Source organism: Duganella sp. S19_KUP01_CR8 (assembly GCF_036688705.1).
GTDB lineage: Bacteria > Pseudomonadota > Gammaproteobacteria > Burkholderiales > Burkholderiaceae_D > Rugamonas.
In genome coordinates this window covers 327,670-344,215 of sequence record NZ_JAQQPR010000003.1, presented here as the reverse complement: position 1 = coordinate 344,215, position 16,546 = coordinate 327,670, and the positions used below count along the sequence as shown (strand labels likewise).

Annotated in this window: 13 protein-coding genes and 1 tRNA gene; 12 read left to right on the top strand and 2 right to left on the bottom strand. The window is 67.8% G+C overall.

The genetic code is table 11. The annotated features are described in order from the left end of the window. A tRNA-Gly gene (locus V6M89_RS05170) sits at window positions 1-76 on the top strand. Window positions 77-139: 63 nt separating this feature from the next. Here the strand turns inward: V6M89_RS05170 and V6M89_RS05165 are convergent. Both V6M89_RS05165 and V6M89_RS05160 read right to left on the bottom strand, forming a co-directional pair. Beyond that, window positions 140-883 (bottom strand): substrate-binding periplasmic protein, encoded by a 744-nt coding sequence (locus tag V6M89_RS05165; protein WP_332852182.1) that lies wholly within the window; start codon window positions 881-883, stop codon window positions 140-142. Beyond that, window positions 880-2,487 (bottom strand): GMC family oxidoreductase, encoded by a 1,608-nt coding sequence (locus V6M89_RS05160; protein ID WP_332852181.1) that lies wholly within the window; start codon window positions 2,485-2,487, stop codon window positions 880-882. The genes V6M89_RS05165 and V6M89_RS05160 overlap by 4 nt, the downstream gene beginning before the upstream one ends. Before the next feature lie 192 nt (window positions 2,488-2,679). Here V6M89_RS05160 and V6M89_RS05155 point away from each other — a divergent pair, with 192 nt between their 5' ends. From V6M89_RS05155 to V6M89_RS05105, 11 genes are all read left to right on the top strand, one after another. Next, window positions 2,680-3,447 (top strand): hypothetical protein, encoded by a 768-nt coding sequence (locus tag V6M89_RS05155; protein WP_332852180.1) that lies wholly within the window; start codon window positions 2,680-2,682, stop codon window positions 3,445-3,447. Window positions 3,448-3,575: 128 nt separating this feature from the next. Beyond that, window positions 3,576-5,369: an arylsulfatase gene (locus V6M89_RS05150; RefSeq protein WP_332852179.1), complete on the top strand. Its 1,794-nt coding sequence runs from the start codon at window positions 3,576-3,578 to the stop codon at window positions 5,367-5,369. After that, window positions 5,366-6,433, top strand: coding sequence for a formylglycine-generating enzyme family protein (locus V6M89_RS05145; protein WP_442881949.1), 1,068 nt, complete (start codon window positions 5,366-5,368; stop codon window positions 6,431-6,433). Before V6M89_RS05150 ends, V6M89_RS05145 begins: the two co-directional genes overlap by 4 nt. 88 nt (window positions 6,434-6,521) lie before the next feature. Continuing rightward, window positions 6,522-7,943 (top strand): aldehyde dehydrogenase family protein, encoded by a 1,422-nt coding sequence (locus V6M89_RS05140; protein WP_332852178.1) that lies wholly within the window; start codon window positions 6,522-6,524, stop codon window positions 7,941-7,943. 157 nt (window positions 7,944-8,100) lie between these two features. Continuing rightward, window positions 8,101-10,050, top strand: coding sequence for a DUF1302 domain-containing protein (locus tag V6M89_RS05135; protein WP_332852177.1), 1,950 nt, complete (start codon window positions 8,101-8,103; stop codon window positions 10,048-10,050). Window positions 10,051-10,063: 13 nt separating this feature from the next. Then, window positions 10,064-11,422 (top strand): DUF1329 domain-containing protein, encoded by a 1,359-nt coding sequence (locus V6M89_RS05130; protein ID WP_332852176.1) that lies wholly within the window; start codon window positions 10,064-10,066, stop codon window positions 11,420-11,422. 75 nt (window positions 11,423-11,497) lie between these two features. After that, window positions 11,498-12,556, top strand: coding sequence for a WD40/YVTN/BNR-like repeat-containing protein (locus tag V6M89_RS05125; RefSeq protein ID WP_332852175.1), 1,059 nt, complete (start codon window positions 11,498-11,500; stop codon window positions 12,554-12,556). Window positions 12,557-12,635: 79 nt separating this feature from the next. Beyond that, entirely contained in the window at window positions 12,636-15,008 is a 2,373-nt protein-coding gene (locus tag V6M89_RS05120) for an efflux RND transporter permease subunit (RefSeq protein WP_332852173.1), read from the top strand. A 14-nt stretch (window positions 15,009-15,022) separates the two neighbouring features. Next, window positions 15,023-15,232, top strand: coding sequence for a recombinase family protein (locus V6M89_RS05115; RefSeq protein WP_332852172.1), 210 nt, complete (start codon window positions 15,023-15,025; stop codon window positions 15,230-15,232). Further along, a complete protein-coding gene (locus V6M89_RS05110) occupies window positions 15,222-15,359 on the top strand; it encodes a hypothetical protein (protein ID WP_332852171.1) in 138 nt (45 codons plus the stop codon). The genes V6M89_RS05115 and V6M89_RS05110 overlap by 11 nt, the downstream gene beginning before the upstream one ends. Before the next feature lie 79 nt (window positions 15,360-15,438). Continuing rightward, window positions 15,439-16,479 carry an AraC family transcriptional regulator gene (locus V6M89_RS05105; protein ID WP_332852170.1) on the top strand — a complete coding sequence of 347 codons (1,041 nt, stop codon included), beginning with the start codon at window positions 15,439-15,441 and terminating at the stop codon, window positions 16,477-16,479. Window positions 16,480-16,546: the final 67 nt, after the last annotated feature.

Sequence of the window (16,546 nt, the reverse complement as noted above, 5' to 3'; positions counted from 1 at the left end):
GCGGGAGTAGCTCAGTTGGTAGAGCGCAACCTTGCCAAGGTTGAGGTCGAGAGTTCGAGACTCTTCTCCCGCTCCAGTATGTAAAAGGGCAGCCGATGTGGCTGCCCTTTTTGCGTTTGATTCAGCGCTTATTACGCTTTCATGGCTTGCTGATGGCCTCATCGAGTTGTCGCATGAGCTCCATCGGCACATTGTTGCCGCATAAAATATAGCGCTTTTCCTCGGCCGGCACGTCGGGGAACTTCAGCACGCGGAATTCATCCATCCGATAGCCGGCGCTGGCGACAAAGGCTTCGGTTTCCTCCTGCGTCGTGACGATCAGGTCGGCGCGACCAAGCCTGATCATCTTGACCATCACCGGAACCTCCGCGCTGACGCGCTGAATATTTGCGTCGGGCATCTGTCCGATCAGCTTGTCCATGTAAGCGCCCTGGGAGAAATTCTGCTTGAGCAGCAGGCGCAGCGCCGGCCGACGGAAGAGATCCCGGGCGGTGATGCCCTCGCCGGCGCTGAAATCAGCCCGGCTCAGGCCCACCAGCGGCTTGTCGATGTAGATCGGCGCGGAGAATCTGGCGTACTGCATGCGCTCGGCATTTTTGTACCAGCCCGGCGTGCAGTGGTATCCCGGCGCGGTTTTTATCAGGGCCAGGATGCGGTTGGCTGGCGTCACTTTCCAGGCGTAGGAAATCCCGGCTTGATTGAAGATGCTGCTTGTCTTTTCAACGATAAATCCGGCCGGCCGCGCATGCGCGTCGGTGTAGTGCAGCGGCGGACGCTCGTAGTAATGCAGCGTCACCTGGGCCTGGCCATCGCTGGCCGCCCAGCACGCACCTGGCAGTGCCGCCATCCCCGCAGCGACCATTCTCAATAGCAGGGTGTTCATGCAGTGGCCTGGTGCGCGGCGACGATCATATCTGCCGCCTTCTCGGCGATCATGATGGTCGGCGCGTTGGTGTTGCCGCTGACCAGCGTCGGCATGATGGACGCGTCCACCACGCGCAACCCGGCGACGCCGTGGACCCGCAGGTCCGCGCCCACCACTGCCATGTCGTCGTTGCCCATCTTGCAGGTGCCGACCGGATGGAAGCCGTTCCCCAGGCGCGCGCGGCAGGCCTGCAGGATCTGTTCGTCGCTGACGCAATCCGGGCCTGGCGCCAGCTCCTGCTTGCGGTAGCGGCCCAGCGCCGGCGCGGCCAGCCAGCGCCGCGCCAGCCGGATGCCGTCGACCAGCGAGCGTATATCGTCCGGATGGTCGAGCAGGCGCTGGTCGATCACCGGCGCCGCATACGGATCGGCGCTGCTGAGCCCGACGCTGCCGCGCGACTTGGGCCGCAGCACATACACATGCATCGAGTAGCCGACCTTGCTCAGCAGCGATAGGTCGCGGCCGGAATCGTCGAACAGCACCGGGATCGCGTGATACTGCACGTCGGGGATGGCCTGCGCCTCGCTGGAGCGCAGGAAGGCGCCGACCTCGGTGGCCGAGGCACGCAGCAGTCCACGCTCATGCCGCCAGTAGTTCCAGACTGCCTTGGCGACCCTGGCGACGCCACCCACAGTCAGGCTCAGGCCGCCATGATCGCTGCTGCCGGTCAGCACGCAGGCGTCGACGTGGTCCTGCAGGTTGGCGCCGACGCCAGGCAGGGCATGGACCAGCGGAATGTTGTGACGCGCCAGCTGGGCCGGATCGCCGACACCCGACAACATTAGCAACTGCGGGCTGCCATAGGCGCCGGCCGACAGGATCACTTCCCGCCGCGCGGACGCCAGGCAAGGCTGGCCCTGGACGTCGTAACGCACGCCGACGGCGCGCTTGCCCTCCATGGCGATGCCGGTCACATGGGCGCCGGTGATGACGGTCAGGTTGGGCCGTGCGCGCACCGGCTCCAGGAAGCTGGCCGCCACGCCGCAGCGCTTGCCGTCGCGGATGGTGAACTGATAGGCGCCCACGCCCTCCGGTTGGGTGCCGTTGAAGTCGTCCGTCAGCGGCAGGCCGGCCTGGCGCGCCGCTTCCAGCAAGGTGCGGCTGAGCGGATACTGCATCTCGCTGTCGGACACATGCAGCGGCCCGCCCTGGCCGTGCATGGCCGAGGCGCCGCGCGCGTTGTCTTCCGAACGTTTGAAGTAGGGCAGCACCTCGTCGTAGCTCCAACCCCGGTTGCCGAGCGCGGCCCATTCGTCGTAGTCGCGCCGCAGGCCGCGGATGTAGACCATGCCGTTGATGGCCGAGCTGCCGCCCAGCCCTTTGCCGCGCGGCAGGAACATCGGCCGTCCGCCGCGCGCCTGCGGGTCCGGGGCCGCCTTGTATGCCCAGTTGTACTTGCGGCTGAACATGAAGTAGCCGAAGGCGCCGGGCGTGCGCACCAACACCGAGCGGTTGTCGCCGCCCGCCTCCAGCAGGCAGACCTTGACGGCCGGATCGGCTGACAGGCGGTTGGCCAGCACGCAGCCGGCCGATCCCGCACCGACGATAACGTAGTCAAACATGTGGATTCCTTGGTAGATGGTGAGGGGCCGGCTGCGCACGCGCCGGGGTGGGTCGCGGCGCCAATGTCGCACGATGGGCCGGCCGCCACAGGTCGCCACAGCCGATTCGCCGGTCTCGCCAGCGCGCCGGCGCCGCGCTTTCCCTGCTGGCGGCGGCGCGGTACACTGGGTGAGTTGCCACCGGGGGTGTCCATGCGCTTTGTTCGTACCTTGTTAGTTGCTAGCCTGATGGCCGGCGCGGTCCCGCCCTGTGCGGCGCGCACGCTGGCCGTGTGCATGGGCGACCGGGCGTTTCCGCCGCTGTTCTTTCCCGACCATGAAGGCCAGGCCCAATGGCTGGTGCGCAAGGCGGTCGAGCGCCAGGGCGATCTGGTGACGTTCGCCGCGGTGCCGTGGCGCCGCTGCTTGCAGGGACTGCGCACCGGCACCTATGCGGCCGCGCTGCCGGTGATCGGCAACCTGTCGTTCCTGCCGGATTACGCCTTTCCGATGGACCGGCTGGGCATCGATCCGAGCCGTGAGCTGGCCCGCGTCAGCCATGTCGTGGTGCGCCGCGTCGGCAGCGAAGCCGACTGGGATGGCGACCGTTTCAGCCATCTGGGCGGCCCGGTGCTGTTTCCGGCCGGGATAGTCGTGGTGCGGGAGGCGCTGGCCGCGCTCGGGGTGGCGGGCGACGACGGCAGCGCGATGGAAGAGCAGACCCTGCGCAAACTGCTGGCGCGCAAGGGCGACCTGGCGGTCATTCAGTCCGGCGTCGCCGAGGAGTTGCTGGCGCGGGCCGAGTTCCACGACAAGCTGGAGGTCTTGCCGCAACCCTTGCTTACCCGCCCCAGTTATCTGGCCTTCAACCGGGCCTTCCATGATGCCGACCGCGGCTATGCCGAGGCGATCTGGCTGGAAATCAAGCGCTTGCGCGGCTCGCCGGAATGGCGCGCGCTGGCGCCGACCCTCGCGCACTGAACGCATTCCCCGGACCGGAGGATAGCCGCAGATGACAGGCGGGCGCCGCCGTGTTCGCGCATCCTTTCTGGCATCGTAGCGCGTCGCCCGCCCGGACGGCGCCTGCCTCACCAGCCAGGGAGTCGACTATGGGTAAGCTTGGAACCGTGTTGCGCCGCAGCGCGCTGTTGGGCGCGGCGGCGCTGGCGCTGGCGTGCCCGCAAGCGGCGGCCGAGGCGAGGCCGGAGCGGCGGCCCAACATCGTGGTGCTGGTGGCCGACGACTGGGGCTACAGCGACGTCGGCGCCTTCGGCGGCGAGATCGCCACGCCGCAGATCGACAGCCTGGCGCGGCGCGGCATGCGCTTTTCGAATTTCCACGTCGCCGCATCATGCTCGCCCACCCGCGCCATGCTGCTGACCGGTGTCGACAATCATCGCAATGGCGTCGGCAACATGCCCGAGGCCATGCCCGCCGTCCATGAGGGCAAACCCGGCTATGGCGGCGTGCTCAACGACCGCGTTGTGACCCTGGCGACCCTGTTGCGCGACGGTGGCTACCACACCTACGCCGCCGGCAAGTGGCATCTGGGGAAAACCGCCGCCACCTTGCCGGGCCGGCGCGGCTTCGAACGCTCCTTCATCCAGGCCGACAGCGGTTCGGACAACTGGGAGGAAAAGCCCTACATTTTCCTGTACGACAAAGCCAGCTGGTTCGAGCAGGACCGGCCGGTCCATCTGCCGGCGGACTACTACTCGTCGACGCTGATCGTCGACAAAATCATCGCCAACATCCGCGCCGACCGCCAGCGCGGCCAGCCGTTCTTCGCCTACCTGGGTTTCCAGGCCAACCATATTCCGGTGCAGGCGCCGCAGGCCTTGATCGACAAGTACCGGGGCGCCTACGACGCCGGCTGGACCGCCCTGCGCCAGGCGCGCCGCCAGCGCGCCATCGAGCTGGGCCTGATCCCGGCCGGCGCCGGCATGGTGACCATGGCCAGCAGCGCCGACTGGAACGCGTTGAGCGCGCAGCAGAAGACCTATGAAGCGCGCCGCATGGAGGTGTATGCGGCGATGGCGGAGGCGATGGACCAGCAGATCGGCCGCCTGGTCGCCGAGCTGAAGCGCACCGGCGAGTACGACAACACGGTGTTCGTGTTCTTGTCCGATAACGGCGCCGAGCCGACCGATCCCTACGACATCCCGGCGGTACGGCTGTGGATGAGCATGCACTACAGCCGCGACCTCGACCGCCTCGGCGGCAAGGGCGCCATGTCCAGCCTGGGGCCGAGCTGGGCCAGCGCCGCCGCCGCGCCGCTGTCGACGTACAAATTCTTCGCCGGCGAGGGCGGCCTGCGCACGCCGCTGATCATCGCCGGCGTGCCCGGCACGCGGGGCGATCGCGTCTCCACGGCGCTGACCCATGTCACCGATCTGGTGCCGACCCTGCTGGAGGTGGCCGGCGTCGCGGCGCCGGCCGGCAGCTATCGCGGCCAGCCGGTCGAGGCGCTGCAGGGCAGCAGCCTGATGCCGGTGCTGCAGGGCAGGGCAGTGCGCGCGCATGGCGAGGACCAGGCTATAGGCTATGAATTGTCGGGCAACGCCGCGCTGTTCAAGGGCGACTACAAGCTGTTGAAGAATATGCCGCCGGTCGGCGACAACCAGTGGCATCTGTACGACATCGCCAGCGATCCCGGCGAGGTCCGCGATCTGCGCGACAGCGAGCCGCAGCGCTTTGCCGCCATGCAGCGGGACTACGAGGAATACGCGCGCAAGAACGGCGTGCTGCCCATGCCGGAGGGCTATGACTACAAGGTGCAAGGCCAGTTGTACGCGCTCAAGCATGTGTTCCTGCCCGAGCTGTTGGCGGCCTTGCCGTGGGCGCTGGTGGGGGTGTTGCTGCTGGTGGTCGTGCTGGTCGCGCGCCGTCGGCGGCGGGCATGATGCGGCGCAGCGCATGTGTGGTGGCGTTGTTGGCCGTGGCCAGCGCGGGAATCGGTTACGCGTTCGGCCTGGGCTATCAGCGCGCGGATGTCCCGCCAGGCATGGTCTGGATCGCCGGCGGGCCGTTCTTGATGGGCAGCGCCAGTGCGCTGGCCCGTCCCAATGAGCGGCCGGTGTTCGCGGCTAAGGTCAGCGGCTTCTGGATGGACGCCACCGCCGTCACCAACGCCCAGTTCGCCGATTTCGTGCGCGCCACCGGCTACGTCACCAGCGCCGAGCGGGCGCCGACATGGGACAGCCTGCGGGTCCAGCTGCCGCCCGGCACGCCGCGTCCCGATCCGGCGCAACTGGTGCCGGGGGCGATGGTGTTTCGCGGCGTCAGCGAACCGGTGCCGCTGGACGACTGGTCGCGCTGGTGGGCCTACGTGCCGGGCGCGGACTGGCGCCATCCGCAGGGGCCGGGCAGTACGCTGGCGGGCAAGGAGCAATATCCGGTGGTGCAGGTGTCGTGGGACGACGCCCAAGCCTATGCGCGCTGGGCCGGCAAGCGCTTGCCGACCGAGGCCGAATGGGAGTACGCCGCGCGCGGTGGCCTGGAACAGGCCGACTATGCCTGGGGCGCCGATGGCGCCAGGCCGCGCGGCAAGGCCAACGTGTTTCCCGACCAGGGCCGGTTTCCCGTGGTGCGGGCCGAATACCGGGCGCAGCTGGGATTGCAGGCGGTCAAGAGCTACCCGGCCAACGGCTACGGCCTGTACGACATGACCGGCAACGCCTGGCAATGGACCGCCGACCGCTATCGCAGCGACCGTTTCAGCCAGCTGGCCGCGACGGCCGACGGCGGGCCGGTGCGCGATCCGGCCGGCCCGGTGGACAGCTACGACGACGAGGCCGACGCCGGCGGCGTGCCGACCCAAGCGCCCAAGCGGGTGATACGGGGCGGCTCCTTCCTGTGCGACGAGAGCTACTGCCGCAGCTACCGGCCCAGCGCGCGGCGCGGCGCCGATCCCGCCAGCGCCATGTCCCATATCGGCTTCCGCCTGGTGCTATCGGCCGCGCGCTGAGTTTGCCCGGACCGGCGATACGGCCGCGATGACCTGCGCCGTCGCGGCCGTGTTCCTAATATGGCCCGACCTAATTGCCGGAGCTCCCATGACCAACGACACCATCGACAGCCTCGCCAGCGTGCTGGCGCGCCAGCGCGCCGCTTGCGCCGCTCAACCGTACCCGCCGCTGGACCAGCGCCGCCGCGACCTGCGGGACTTGCGGCAGGCGCTGCAAGACTGGCAGGACAAGCTGGCGGTGGCGATGAGCGAGGACTTCGGCCGCCGCTCCGCCTTCGAATGCAAGATGCTCGACGTGCTGGCGCCGGCCCTGCAGATCGACCACGCGCTGGCCCACCTGAAGCGCTGGATCCGGCCGCAGCGGCGCAGCGCCGACTGGCTATTCAAAGGCAACAGCGCGCGCGTGGTCTACCAGCCCAAGGGCGTGGTGGGCATCATCGCCGCATGGAACTTCCCCATCATCGAAGCGGTGGGGCCGCTGGTCACGGCGCTGGCGGCCGGCAACCGCGCCATGATCAAGATGTCCGAATATTCGCCGCGCAGCACCGCGGTCTTGCGCGACATGCTGGCCAGCCTGTTTTCCGAAGAGCAGGTGGCGGTGTTCGGCGGCGGCGTCGAGGTGGCGCGCGCCTTCGCCGGCCTGCCGCTGGACCATATCGTCTTCACCGGCTCGCCGGCCATCGGCAAGGAGGTGATGCGCGCGGCCTCGGCCAACCTGACGCCGGTGACGCTGGAGCTGGGCGGCAAGTCGCCGGCCATCGTCGGCCGCTCGGCCTCGATCGCGGTGGCCGCCGCCTCGATCGCGCACGGCAAGGCCTTCAACGCCGGCCAGGCCTGCGTCGCGCCCGACTATGCGCTGGTGCCGTCGGCCAGCGTGGGCGCTTTCGTCGCCGCCGCCGAGCTGGCGTTCCGCCGCATGTACCCGGACCCGGTCGGCGATCCCGAATATACATGGATGGCCTCCGACCGCCAGGCCACGCGCGTGCGCGAGCTGCTGGCCGACGCCGTGGCGCACGGCGCGACGGTCACGCCCTGCGGCGCCGGCGACGGCGGCCGCGTGGTGCCGCTGCACATCGTCACCGGCGTCACGCCGGCGATGCGCATCATGCGCGAGGAATTGTTCGCGCCCATCCTGCCGGTGCTGGCCTGCGATTCCTTCGACGAGGCGCTGCGCCTGGTCGGCGCCGCGCCGCGTCCGCTGGCGCTGTACTACTACGGCAGCGACGAGGCCGAATGCCGCCGTTTGCAGCGCGACGTCCACGCCGGCGGCATGACCTTCAACGACTGGGCCTGGCATGTGTTCCAGTGCGACCTGCCGTTCGGCGGCAGCGGCAATTCCGGCATCGGCAGCTGGCGCGGGCCGGAAGGCTTTTATGCGCTGTCGCACGCCAAGTCGGTGTTCCGCGTGCGGCGCTGGTTCCCGACCGGCCTGTTCCGCCCGCCATACGGCAACCTGGTCCAGCGCTGGAGCATGGACTTCTTCCTGGGCAAAGCCCGCCGCGACCTGTAGCACGGCCGCCGCACGCGGTTGCCTGGACCGGAGCTTTCGCTGCAATGACCTGTCGCGCAGCCGGCGGCTCCGTAGTATCGGACAGGTCCAGAACCCTTTGTATCCGGGGTGTCTGCGACAAAGTAGGTAAAAAAATAACCCTAGGAGATGACACGGTATGAAACCAGCAAAGAAGCAGCGGTTTGCCTTGCACGCAGTGGCGGTTGGAGCCGCCCTGTGCGCAATGGGGGCAGGCCAGGCGGCCGAAATCGTCACCGACAATCCAGATCTGGCGATCCGCTTCGACAACACCATCAAGTATAACTACGCCAACCGCGTCAGCAGCCAGAACGCGGCCATCCTGAAGTCGGTCAACAACGACGACGGCGACCGCAATTTCAACAAGGGCACGGTGTCGAGCCGGGTCGACCTGCTGAGCGAATTCGACCTGGTGTTCCAGAAGCGCATGGGCTTGCGCGTCAGCGCGGCCGGCTGGTACGACGCGGCCTACAGCTCGCTCGACAACGCCAACGTCGCCACCTCCAACCACCTGGGCGCGGATGGCAAACCGGCGCTGGGCCTGTCGCGCTACGCCAGCCGCTATCACAAGGGCGCCTCGGGCGAAGTGCTGGACGCCTTCGTGTTCGGCAGCTTCGACATCGCCGACATGCCGCTCAACGTCAAGCTGGGCCAGCACACGCTGTACTGGGGCGAGAGCGTGCTGTCGCCGATCCACGGCGTCAACTACGGCCAGTCCGCGCTGGACCTGATCAAGGCCTACTCGGTGCCGGGCAGCGACGCCAAGGAATTGTTCCTGCCGCGTCCGGCGCTGTCGGCGCAGTTCTCGCCGACGCCCGAACTGTCGATCGCCGCCCAGACCTTCTTCAACTGGAAACCGGCCCGCGCGCCGGAGTCCGGCTCCTTCCTGGGCTTCTACGACTACGCCTTCCAGGGCGCCGAGAGTTTTAACCTGTCCGGCCTGGGCTTGCCGAACGCGGTCAAGGCGGCCGACAGCACACCGCATAAATCCGGCGACTTCGGCGTGTCCGCGCGCTGGAGCCCGGCATGGCTGGACGGCACACTGGGCCTGTACCTGCGCAAGACTTCCGACCTGCTGCCGCAAGCCAACCTGCGCCTGGCCGGCGTGCCGTCGGCGCTGTTCGGCCAGGGCAGCCCGCTGGTCGCGGCCAATGCGCAGAAGGCGGCGGCGGCCGTGATCGCCGCCGGCGGCACGCCTGCGGCAGCGCAGGCCGCCGCGCAGCAGGCCGGTGCGGCGACCGCCCAGGCGGTCGGCAACGCCACCTGTACCGCCGCCATCCCCGGCGCCGCCGTGGCCGGTGGAAACTGCCTGTTCTATCCGTCCACCTTGGGCGGCACCAGCCAGTACCAGCTTGAATACGGTTCCAACATCAATGTGCTGGGCTTGTCGTTGTCGAAAAGCGTGGCCGGGATCTCCGTCGGCGCCGACCTGAGCTACCGCCGCAACATGCCGCTCAACAGCACGCCGGCGCTGCTGATGCCGGTCGGGACCAATCCGGCCTTGCTGGCCAGCCTGAACACCTTGCTCAAGGGGCAGCTGGTGGTCAACGCCGTCGGTTTGCCGGCGCCGGGCGAAGTCAGCGGCGCGCGCGGCAACACCTTGCATGGCGTGCTGAACTTCATCGGCTCGACCGCCAAGACGCCGCTGTTCGACGCCTCCAGCTGGATCGCCGAGCTGACCTGGAACCGCGTCGCCAGCGTGACCCAGGGCGCGCAATTCTTCAAGGGTCGCGACAACTACACCGGCATCGACAAGGTCGGCAAGGACTACGTCGGCCTGGCGCTGAACTTTTCGCCGACCTGGTTCCAGGTGATGCCGGGCATCGACCTGTCGATGCCGCTGAACTACGCGGTCGGCCTGTCGGGTAACTCGGCGGTGCTGTCGGGCGGGAACAAGCAGGCCGGCAACTACAGCGCCGGCCTGAGCCTGGACCTGTACCAGAAATACCGCATCGACGTGAAGTATGTCGACTTCTTCGGCGCGCTGGCGGTGGACCCGACCAGCGGCGCGGTCAGTTCCAGCGCCGGCCTGATGCCGTTGCTGAAGGACCGCGGCTTTATCGCCGTGACACTCAAAACCACTTTCTGATCGCGAGCAGACCATGACGTTTTTCAAGCAAACCATCATCGCCGCGGCGCTGTCCGCGGCGGCATGCGCCCAGGCCGGCGTGACGCCGGAAGAAGCCAAGCAGCTGGGCGCCAGCCTGACCGCGTTCGGCGCCGAGAAGGCCGGCAACAAGGACGGCACGATCCCTGAATACACCGGTGGCCTGACCGCCATCCCCGCCGAGTTCGTCAAAGGCAGCGGCATCCGTCCCGATCCTTATGCGGCCGACAAGCCGCGCCTGGTCATCACCGGCAAGAACCTGGCCGGCCAGGAAGACAAGCTGACCGCCGGCACCCGCGAGCTGCTCAAGCGCTTCCCGAGCTACCGCGTGGACGTCTATCCGACCCACCGCAGCGTCAACTATCCGAAGTTCGTCAACGACAACACGGCGAAGAACGCGGTGACGGCCAAGACCATCGACGGCGGCGTCGGCCTGGACGGCGCGCTGGCCGGCGTGCCGTTCCCGATTCCGAAGAGCGGCTACGAAGTGATGTGGAACCACCTGCTGCGCTACCAGGGCCAGGCCATGTTCATCCGCTACGATTCGTGGAATATCGACGTCTCCGGCCGTCCGACCCTGGCCACCACCGGCGAGATCTACCAGGAGTTCCCGCTGTCCGACGCCAAGCGCACCGAGACCGCCAAACAGAGCGACGTGTTCTTCCGCACCAAGCTGGCCTACGTGGCGCCGGCGCGCCGCGCCGGCGAAGGACTGATGGTGTTCGACGCTGTCAATCCGCTGGAGCAGGCGCGCAAGGTCTGGCAATACCTGCCGGGCCAACGCCGCGTCAAGCTGGCGCCGGACGTCGCCTACGACACGCCCAACCCCGGTTCGGCCGGCGCCTCGACCTACGACGACGCCTGGGTGTTCAACGGCGCCATGGACCGCTTCGACTTCAAGCTGGTCGGCAAGAAGGAAATGATCGTGCCGTACAACGCCTACAAGCTGGCGTATCACCCGGTGGTGGCCGACATCACCAAGCCCAACCACGTCAATCCCGACCTGCTGCGCTGGGAACAGCACCGCGTGTGGGTGGTGGAGGCGACGCTGAAGCCGGGCAAGCGCCACATCTACAGCAAGCGCGTGTTCTATGTCGACGAGGACAGCTGGGTGGCGGTGGCGTCGGATGAGTACGACGCGCGCGGCCAGCTGTACCGCTCGTCGTTCGACCACATGACGTTCTCGTATGACGTGCAGGCGGTCCAATCGGGCAACCACATGATCTACGACTTCGTCAGCGGCAGCTACAACATCACCGGCGTCTCGGGCCACCTGGGCGGCGTCAAGTACATCGGCGCGCTCAAGCCGACCGAGTGGGCGGCGGACGCCCTGGCCGGCGCCGGCGTGCGCTAAGCAAGCTTTCTTGTTGTTCTCTTTACCGCCGCTGGCTTCATCCCTAGGCTACGCGGCGGATTTTTTGCACAGAATATGAACCCATTGAATTGCACCTCGCGCACACTGCGCGGCCTGCTGGCCGGCGCCATCCTGTTGTCGTCGTCGCTGTCGGCGGCTTCCTACGTCGACGTGCTGGAGCTGCCCGCCGTCGCCAGTCCGCTGGCGGCGCGCGCCCTGGTCAACGGCCTGGCCGTGGCCGGCAAGCGGCTGGTCGCGGTCGGCCAGCGCGGTCACATCGTGCTGTCGGACGACGGCGGCGCCAGCTGGCGCCAGGCCGGCGTGCCGCTCAGCGCCGACCTGGTGGCGGTGCAGTTTCCCAGCGCGCTGCACGGCTGGGCGGTCGGGCATGACGGCGTGGTGCTGCACAGCGCCGACGGCGGCCTGCATTGGCAGCGCCAACTGGACGGCCGGGCGATCGCCGCGCTGCTGCTGCGCAGCTACGACAGCGACACGGCCGACGCCGGCGTGCGCGCGGCCGCGCGGCGGCTGGCGGCGCAGGGCGCGGACCAGTCCCTGCTCGACGTCTGGTTCGACGACGAGCGCAACGGCTTCGTGGTCGGCGCCTTCGGCCTGATACTGCACACCGGCGACGGCGGCGCCAGCTGGCAACCCTGGCTGGAGCGCGTCGCCAATCCCAACGGCTATCACCTGAACGCTGTGCGCGGCGTGGACGGCGACACGCTGATCGCGGGCGAGCAGGGCACGCTGCTCAAACTCAATCGCGGCGCGGCGCGTTTCGACGCCATCGCCACGCCATACCAGGGCAGCTACTTCGGCCTGGCCGGCGGTCCCGGCACCTTGTTGGCCTACGGCTTGCGCGGCCACGCCTACCGCAGCACCGATCGGGGCCTGAGCTGGCACAAGATCGACACCGGCCTGCAAGTCGGCCTGACGGCGGCCGCCACGCTGCGCGACGGCCGGCTGGCGCTGGTGAGCCAGGCCGGCCAGGTGCTGCTGAGCGCCGACGGCGGCGCCAGCTTCCTGCCGCTGCGCCCGGCCTCGCCGGGGCCGGTGTCGGCCGTGGCGGTGGCCGACGACGGCGCCATCGTGCTCGGCGGCCTGCGCGGCCTGCGCCGCCAGCCGCTGCGCTGATCCACACCGAACCACATAAGCAGAGCCGGGCCGCGCATGGTGCGCAGGACCCTGCCACAACGCGAGAGAGAACATGGACATGAGAACTACCCAGGCCGACGCCATGCCGGTCGTGCGCGAGCTGGCCCACTTCGACCGTCGTTCCGGCAACCTGCTGGAGCGCATGGTGTTCAACCACCGCCTGCTGGTGGTGCTGGCCTGCGCCGTCATGACGCTGGCGCTGGCCTGGCTGGGCGCGACCCGCCTGGGCCTGAGCGCCAGCTTTGAAAAGATGATGCCGCAGAGCCAGCCCTACATCCAGAACTACCTGGCCAACAAGACCTCGCTGCGCGGCCTGGGCAACGCGGTGCGGGTGGTGGTGGAAAACCCCACGGGCGACATCTTCTCGCCGCAATACCTGGAGGCGCTCAAGCAGGTCAACGATGAACTGTTCCTGACCCCGGGCGTGGACCGCGCCTGGATGAAATCGATGTGGACCCCGACCGTGCGCTGGAACGAAGTGACGGAGCAGGGCTTCCAGGGCGGCCCGGTGATGCCGGATGCCTACGACGGCTCGTCCCGCTCGGTGGAGCAGCTGAAGATCAACATCGCCCGCTCCGGCATCGTCGGCAGCCTGGTCGCGAACGACTTCAAGTCCACCATGATCTTCGTGCCGCTGCTGGACCGCGATCCGGTCAGCGGCAAGAGCATCGACTACGCGGCCTTCGCGCAGGCGCTGGAGCGCTTGCAGTCGCACGGACCGGCCGGCGTGAAGGTGCACGCGGTGGGCTTCGCCAAGCTGATCGGCGACCTGCTGGCCGGCATGCGCCAGGTCATGCTGTACTTCGGTGCCGCCGCCGCCATCGCCGCGCTGGTGATCTTCGGCTACACGCGCTGCGTGCGCAGCACCACGCTGGTGGTGGCGTGCTCCATCGTCGCCGTGGTGTGGCAGCTGGGGCTGGTGGCCGCGCTGGGTTACGCGCTCGATCCGTTCTCCATCCTGGTGCCGTTCCTGGTGTTCGCCATCGGCGTCTCGCACGGCGCGCAGAAGATGAACGGCATCATGCAGGACGTCGGCCGCGGCACGCATCTGCTGGTGGCGGCGCGCTACACCTTCCGCCGGCTGTTCCTGGCCGGCCTGACCGCGCTGCTGGCCGACGCGGTCGGCTTCGCGGTGCTGATGATGATCGACATCCCCGTCATCCAGGACCTGGCGATGACCGCCAGCATCGGCGTGGCGGTGCTGATCTTCACCAACCTGCTGTTGCTGCCGGTGTTGCTGTCGTATGTCGGCGTGTCGCCGGCGGCGGCGCGGCGCTGCCTGCGCGAGGAAAGCGCCGGCGCATCGGGCGGCGTCTGGCGCCTGCTGGAGCGCTTCACGCAGCGGCGCTGGGCGCTGGGCGCGATCGCCGTGGCGGTGATGCTGGCGGCGGGTGGCTTCGCCGTTAGCACCCATTTGAAGATCGGCGACCTCGATCCCGGCGCCCCCGAGCTGCGCGCCGACTCGCGCTACAACCGCGACAACGCCTACATCACGGCCCACTATTCGCTGTCGTCCGACCAGTTCGCGGTGATGGTCAAGACGCCGAAGGAGGGCTGCCTCAAATACGAAACCCTGATCGAGGCCGACCGCCTGGCCTGGACCTTGCAGCAGATTCCCGGCGTGCAGACCGCCGTATCGCTGGCCGACGCGGTGCGCCAGATCACCGCCGGCACCTCGGAGGGCAGCCCGAAATGGCTGACCATCTCGCGCAACCAGGATGTGCTGAACTACGGCGCCCAACAGGCGTCGACCAGCAATCCCGACCTGTTCAACAGCGACTGCTCGCTGATGCCGGTGATCGCCTACCTGAGCGACCACAAGGCCGAGACCCTGGAACGCGTGACGGCCGCCGCCGCCGGCTTCGCCGCCGCGCACAGCACGCCGGAGCGCCAGTTCCTGCTGGCCGCAGGCAGCGCCGGCATCGAAGCCGCCACCAACATCGTGGTGCGCGAAGCCAACCACAAGATGCTGCTGTATGTGTACGCGGCCGTCATCGTGCTGTGCTGGGTCACCTTCCGCAGCTGGCGCGCGGTGCTGGTGGCGGTGCTGCCGCTGGCGCTGACCTCCATCCTGTGCGAGGCGCTGATGGTGATGCTGGGCATGGGCGTCAAGGTCGCCACCTTGCCGGTGATCGCGCTCGGCGTCGGCATCGGCGTCGACTACGCGCTCTACCTGCTCAGCGTGCAGCTGGCGCAGCAACGCGCCGGCGCCACCCTGGCGGACGCCTACCGCCACGCCTTGCAGTTCACCGGCAAGGTGGTGGCGCTGGTGGGCGTGACCTTGGCGGCCGGCGTGGTTTGCTGGGCCTGGTCGCCGATCAAGTTCCAGGCCGACATGGGCATCCTGCTGACCTTCATGTTCACGCTGAACATGCTGGGCGCGCTGGTGCTGGTGCCGGCGCTGTCGCACTTCCTGCTGCGCAAGGCCTGAGGCCGGCCGCCGCCATGACGGCCCTGGCCAATCTGTGTCCGGCGGCGCGGCGCGACATCCTCGCCCTGCGCGCCCAGGGCCATTCCTACGACGCCATCGCCGTCGCCCTCAACCGGCGCGGCCTGAAGGGCGTCGGCGGAGGACGTTGGTACGGTTCCACGGTGTTCCGCGTGGTGCGGGCTGGTGGCGATTATTCCATCCCTGGAGACAAACATGCTACCTAAGAAATATTCTGATTTCATCAAGTATCAGCTGGCCGATTGTTGCATTTGTGTGCTGACCATTCTGGTGGTGGCAGGCGCCGCGCTGTGGATCGCCTCGGCGCTGATGTTCAAGGGCGCGTTTGCGTGATACAGGCGTCGATGAGCAGATTGACAGTGCCGGGCCGCTGGGGTAAAACTTGGTCTTGTTTTCTTGCCCGGGCAGCCACATGACAGTACCTAACACCGGAGCGCCGGACAACGGCGCCGACGACCGGCAAAGCTACACCACCATCGGCAGCTACGGCATGGCGATCGCCCGCACGCTGGAAGCGGCCGGCATCGACAGCAGCCGCATCTTCCGCGCCATCGGCATCGAGGGCGAGCTGTCCAACGATCCGATGAACCGTCTGCCGGCGGCCACCATGACGCGCCTGTACCGGGCCTGTGTCGACGTCACCAATAATCCGTATTTCGGCTTGCAGGTGGCGCGCCATATCCATGTGTCGAACCTGCACGCGCTCGGTTATGCGCTGGCCGCCAGTACCACGCTGATGGATTTCTGCGTGCGCCTGGAGCGCTACATGCGGCTGGTGTCGCAGGTGGCGGACGTCGTTCTGGAAGAGGAGGGCGATGAGGTGCGCTTGCGCTTCAAGCATCTGGTGGCGGTGAGCGGCGAGACCGAGGACTGTTTCTTCGCCTTCCTGGTGATGACCATGCGCCAGCTGTACCGGCCCGGCTTCAATCCGGTGCGGGTGGACTTCCGCCGCGCGTTGCCGCTGGAAGGGGCTGGGCCGTATGAGACGCTGTTCCGCGCGCCGGTCAGCTTTTCCAATACCGAGGGCGTGCTGGTGTTCGACCGCGAGGACTTGCGCAAGATCTTGCCGGGATCCTGTCCCGAGCTGGCGCAGGTCAACGACAACATCAGCATCAGCTATCTGGCCAAGCTGGACAAGAACGACGTGGTCACCGGCGTTATCCAGAAGATCATCGAATTCCTGCCGGACGGCGAATGCGGCCGCGACAAGGTGGCCGCGGCGTTGTGCATGAGTCCGACTACTTTGCAGGCCAGGCTGGCCCAGCGCGGCAGCAATTTCCAGCAGCTGCTGGACGACACCCGCAAGGACATGGCGTGCAGCTATCTGCGCCAGGGCGGACGTTCGGTGACGGAAGTGACTTTCCTGCTGGGCTTTGCCGACACCAGCAATTTCACGCGCGCGTTCAAGCGCTGGACCGGCGTCTCGCCCACCGAGTTCCGCCAGCAGCCCTGAACCGTTCAACAGAACCCGTCTTTCCCGCGAAAGCGGGAACCCATGCATCGTCTGAATTCACCTCGTA

Bases quoted from the DNA above. Each gene is read 5' to 3' on its own strand.
- V6M89_RS05165 (WP_332852182.1), bottom strand. From the start codon at position 883: ATGAACACCCTGCTATTGAGAATGGTCGCTGCGGGGATGGCGGCACTG.
- V6M89_RS05160 (WP_332852181.1), bottom strand. From the start codon at position 2,487: ATGTTTGACTACGTTATCGTCGGTGCGGGATCGGCCGGCTGCGTGCTG.
- V6M89_RS05155 (WP_332852180.1), top strand. From the start codon at position 2,680: ATGCGCTTTGTTCGTACCTTGTTAGTTGCTAGCCTGATGGCCGGCGCG.
- V6M89_RS05150 (WP_332852179.1), top strand. From the start codon at position 3,576: ATGGGTAAGCTTGGAACCGTGTTGCGCCGCAGCGCGCTGTTGGGCGCG.
- V6M89_RS05145 (WP_442881949.1), top strand. From the start codon at position 5,366: ATGATGCGGCGCAGCGCATGTGTGGTGGCGTTGTTGGCCGTGGCCAGC.
- V6M89_RS05140 (WP_332852178.1), top strand. From the start codon at position 6,522: ATGACCAACGACACCATCGACAGCCTCGCCAGCGTGCTGGCGCGCCAG.
- V6M89_RS05135 (WP_332852177.1), top strand. From the start codon at position 8,101: ATGAAACCAGCAAAGAAGCAGCGGTTTGCCTTGCACGCAGTGGCGGTT.
- V6M89_RS05130 (WP_332852176.1), top strand. From the start codon at position 10,064: ATGACGTTTTTCAAGCAAACCATCATCGCCGCGGCGCTGTCCGCGGCG.
- V6M89_RS05125 (WP_332852175.1), top strand. From the start codon at position 11,498: ATGAACCCATTGAATTGCACCTCGCGCACACTGCGCGGCCTGCTGGCC.
- V6M89_RS05120 (WP_332852173.1), top strand. From the start codon at position 12,636: ATGAGAACTACCCAGGCCGACGCCATGCCGGTCGTGCGCGAGCTGGCC.
- V6M89_RS05115 (WP_332852172.1), top strand. From the start codon at position 15,023: ATGACGGCCCTGGCCAATCTGTGTCCGGCGGCGCGGCGCGACATCCTC.
- V6M89_RS05110 (WP_332852171.1), top strand. From the start codon at position 15,222: ATGCTACCTAAGAAATATTCTGATTTCATCAAGTATCAGCTGGCCGAT.
- V6M89_RS05105 (WP_332852170.1), top strand. From the start codon at position 15,439: ATGACAGTACCTAACACCGGAGCGCCGGACAACGGCGCCGACGACCGG.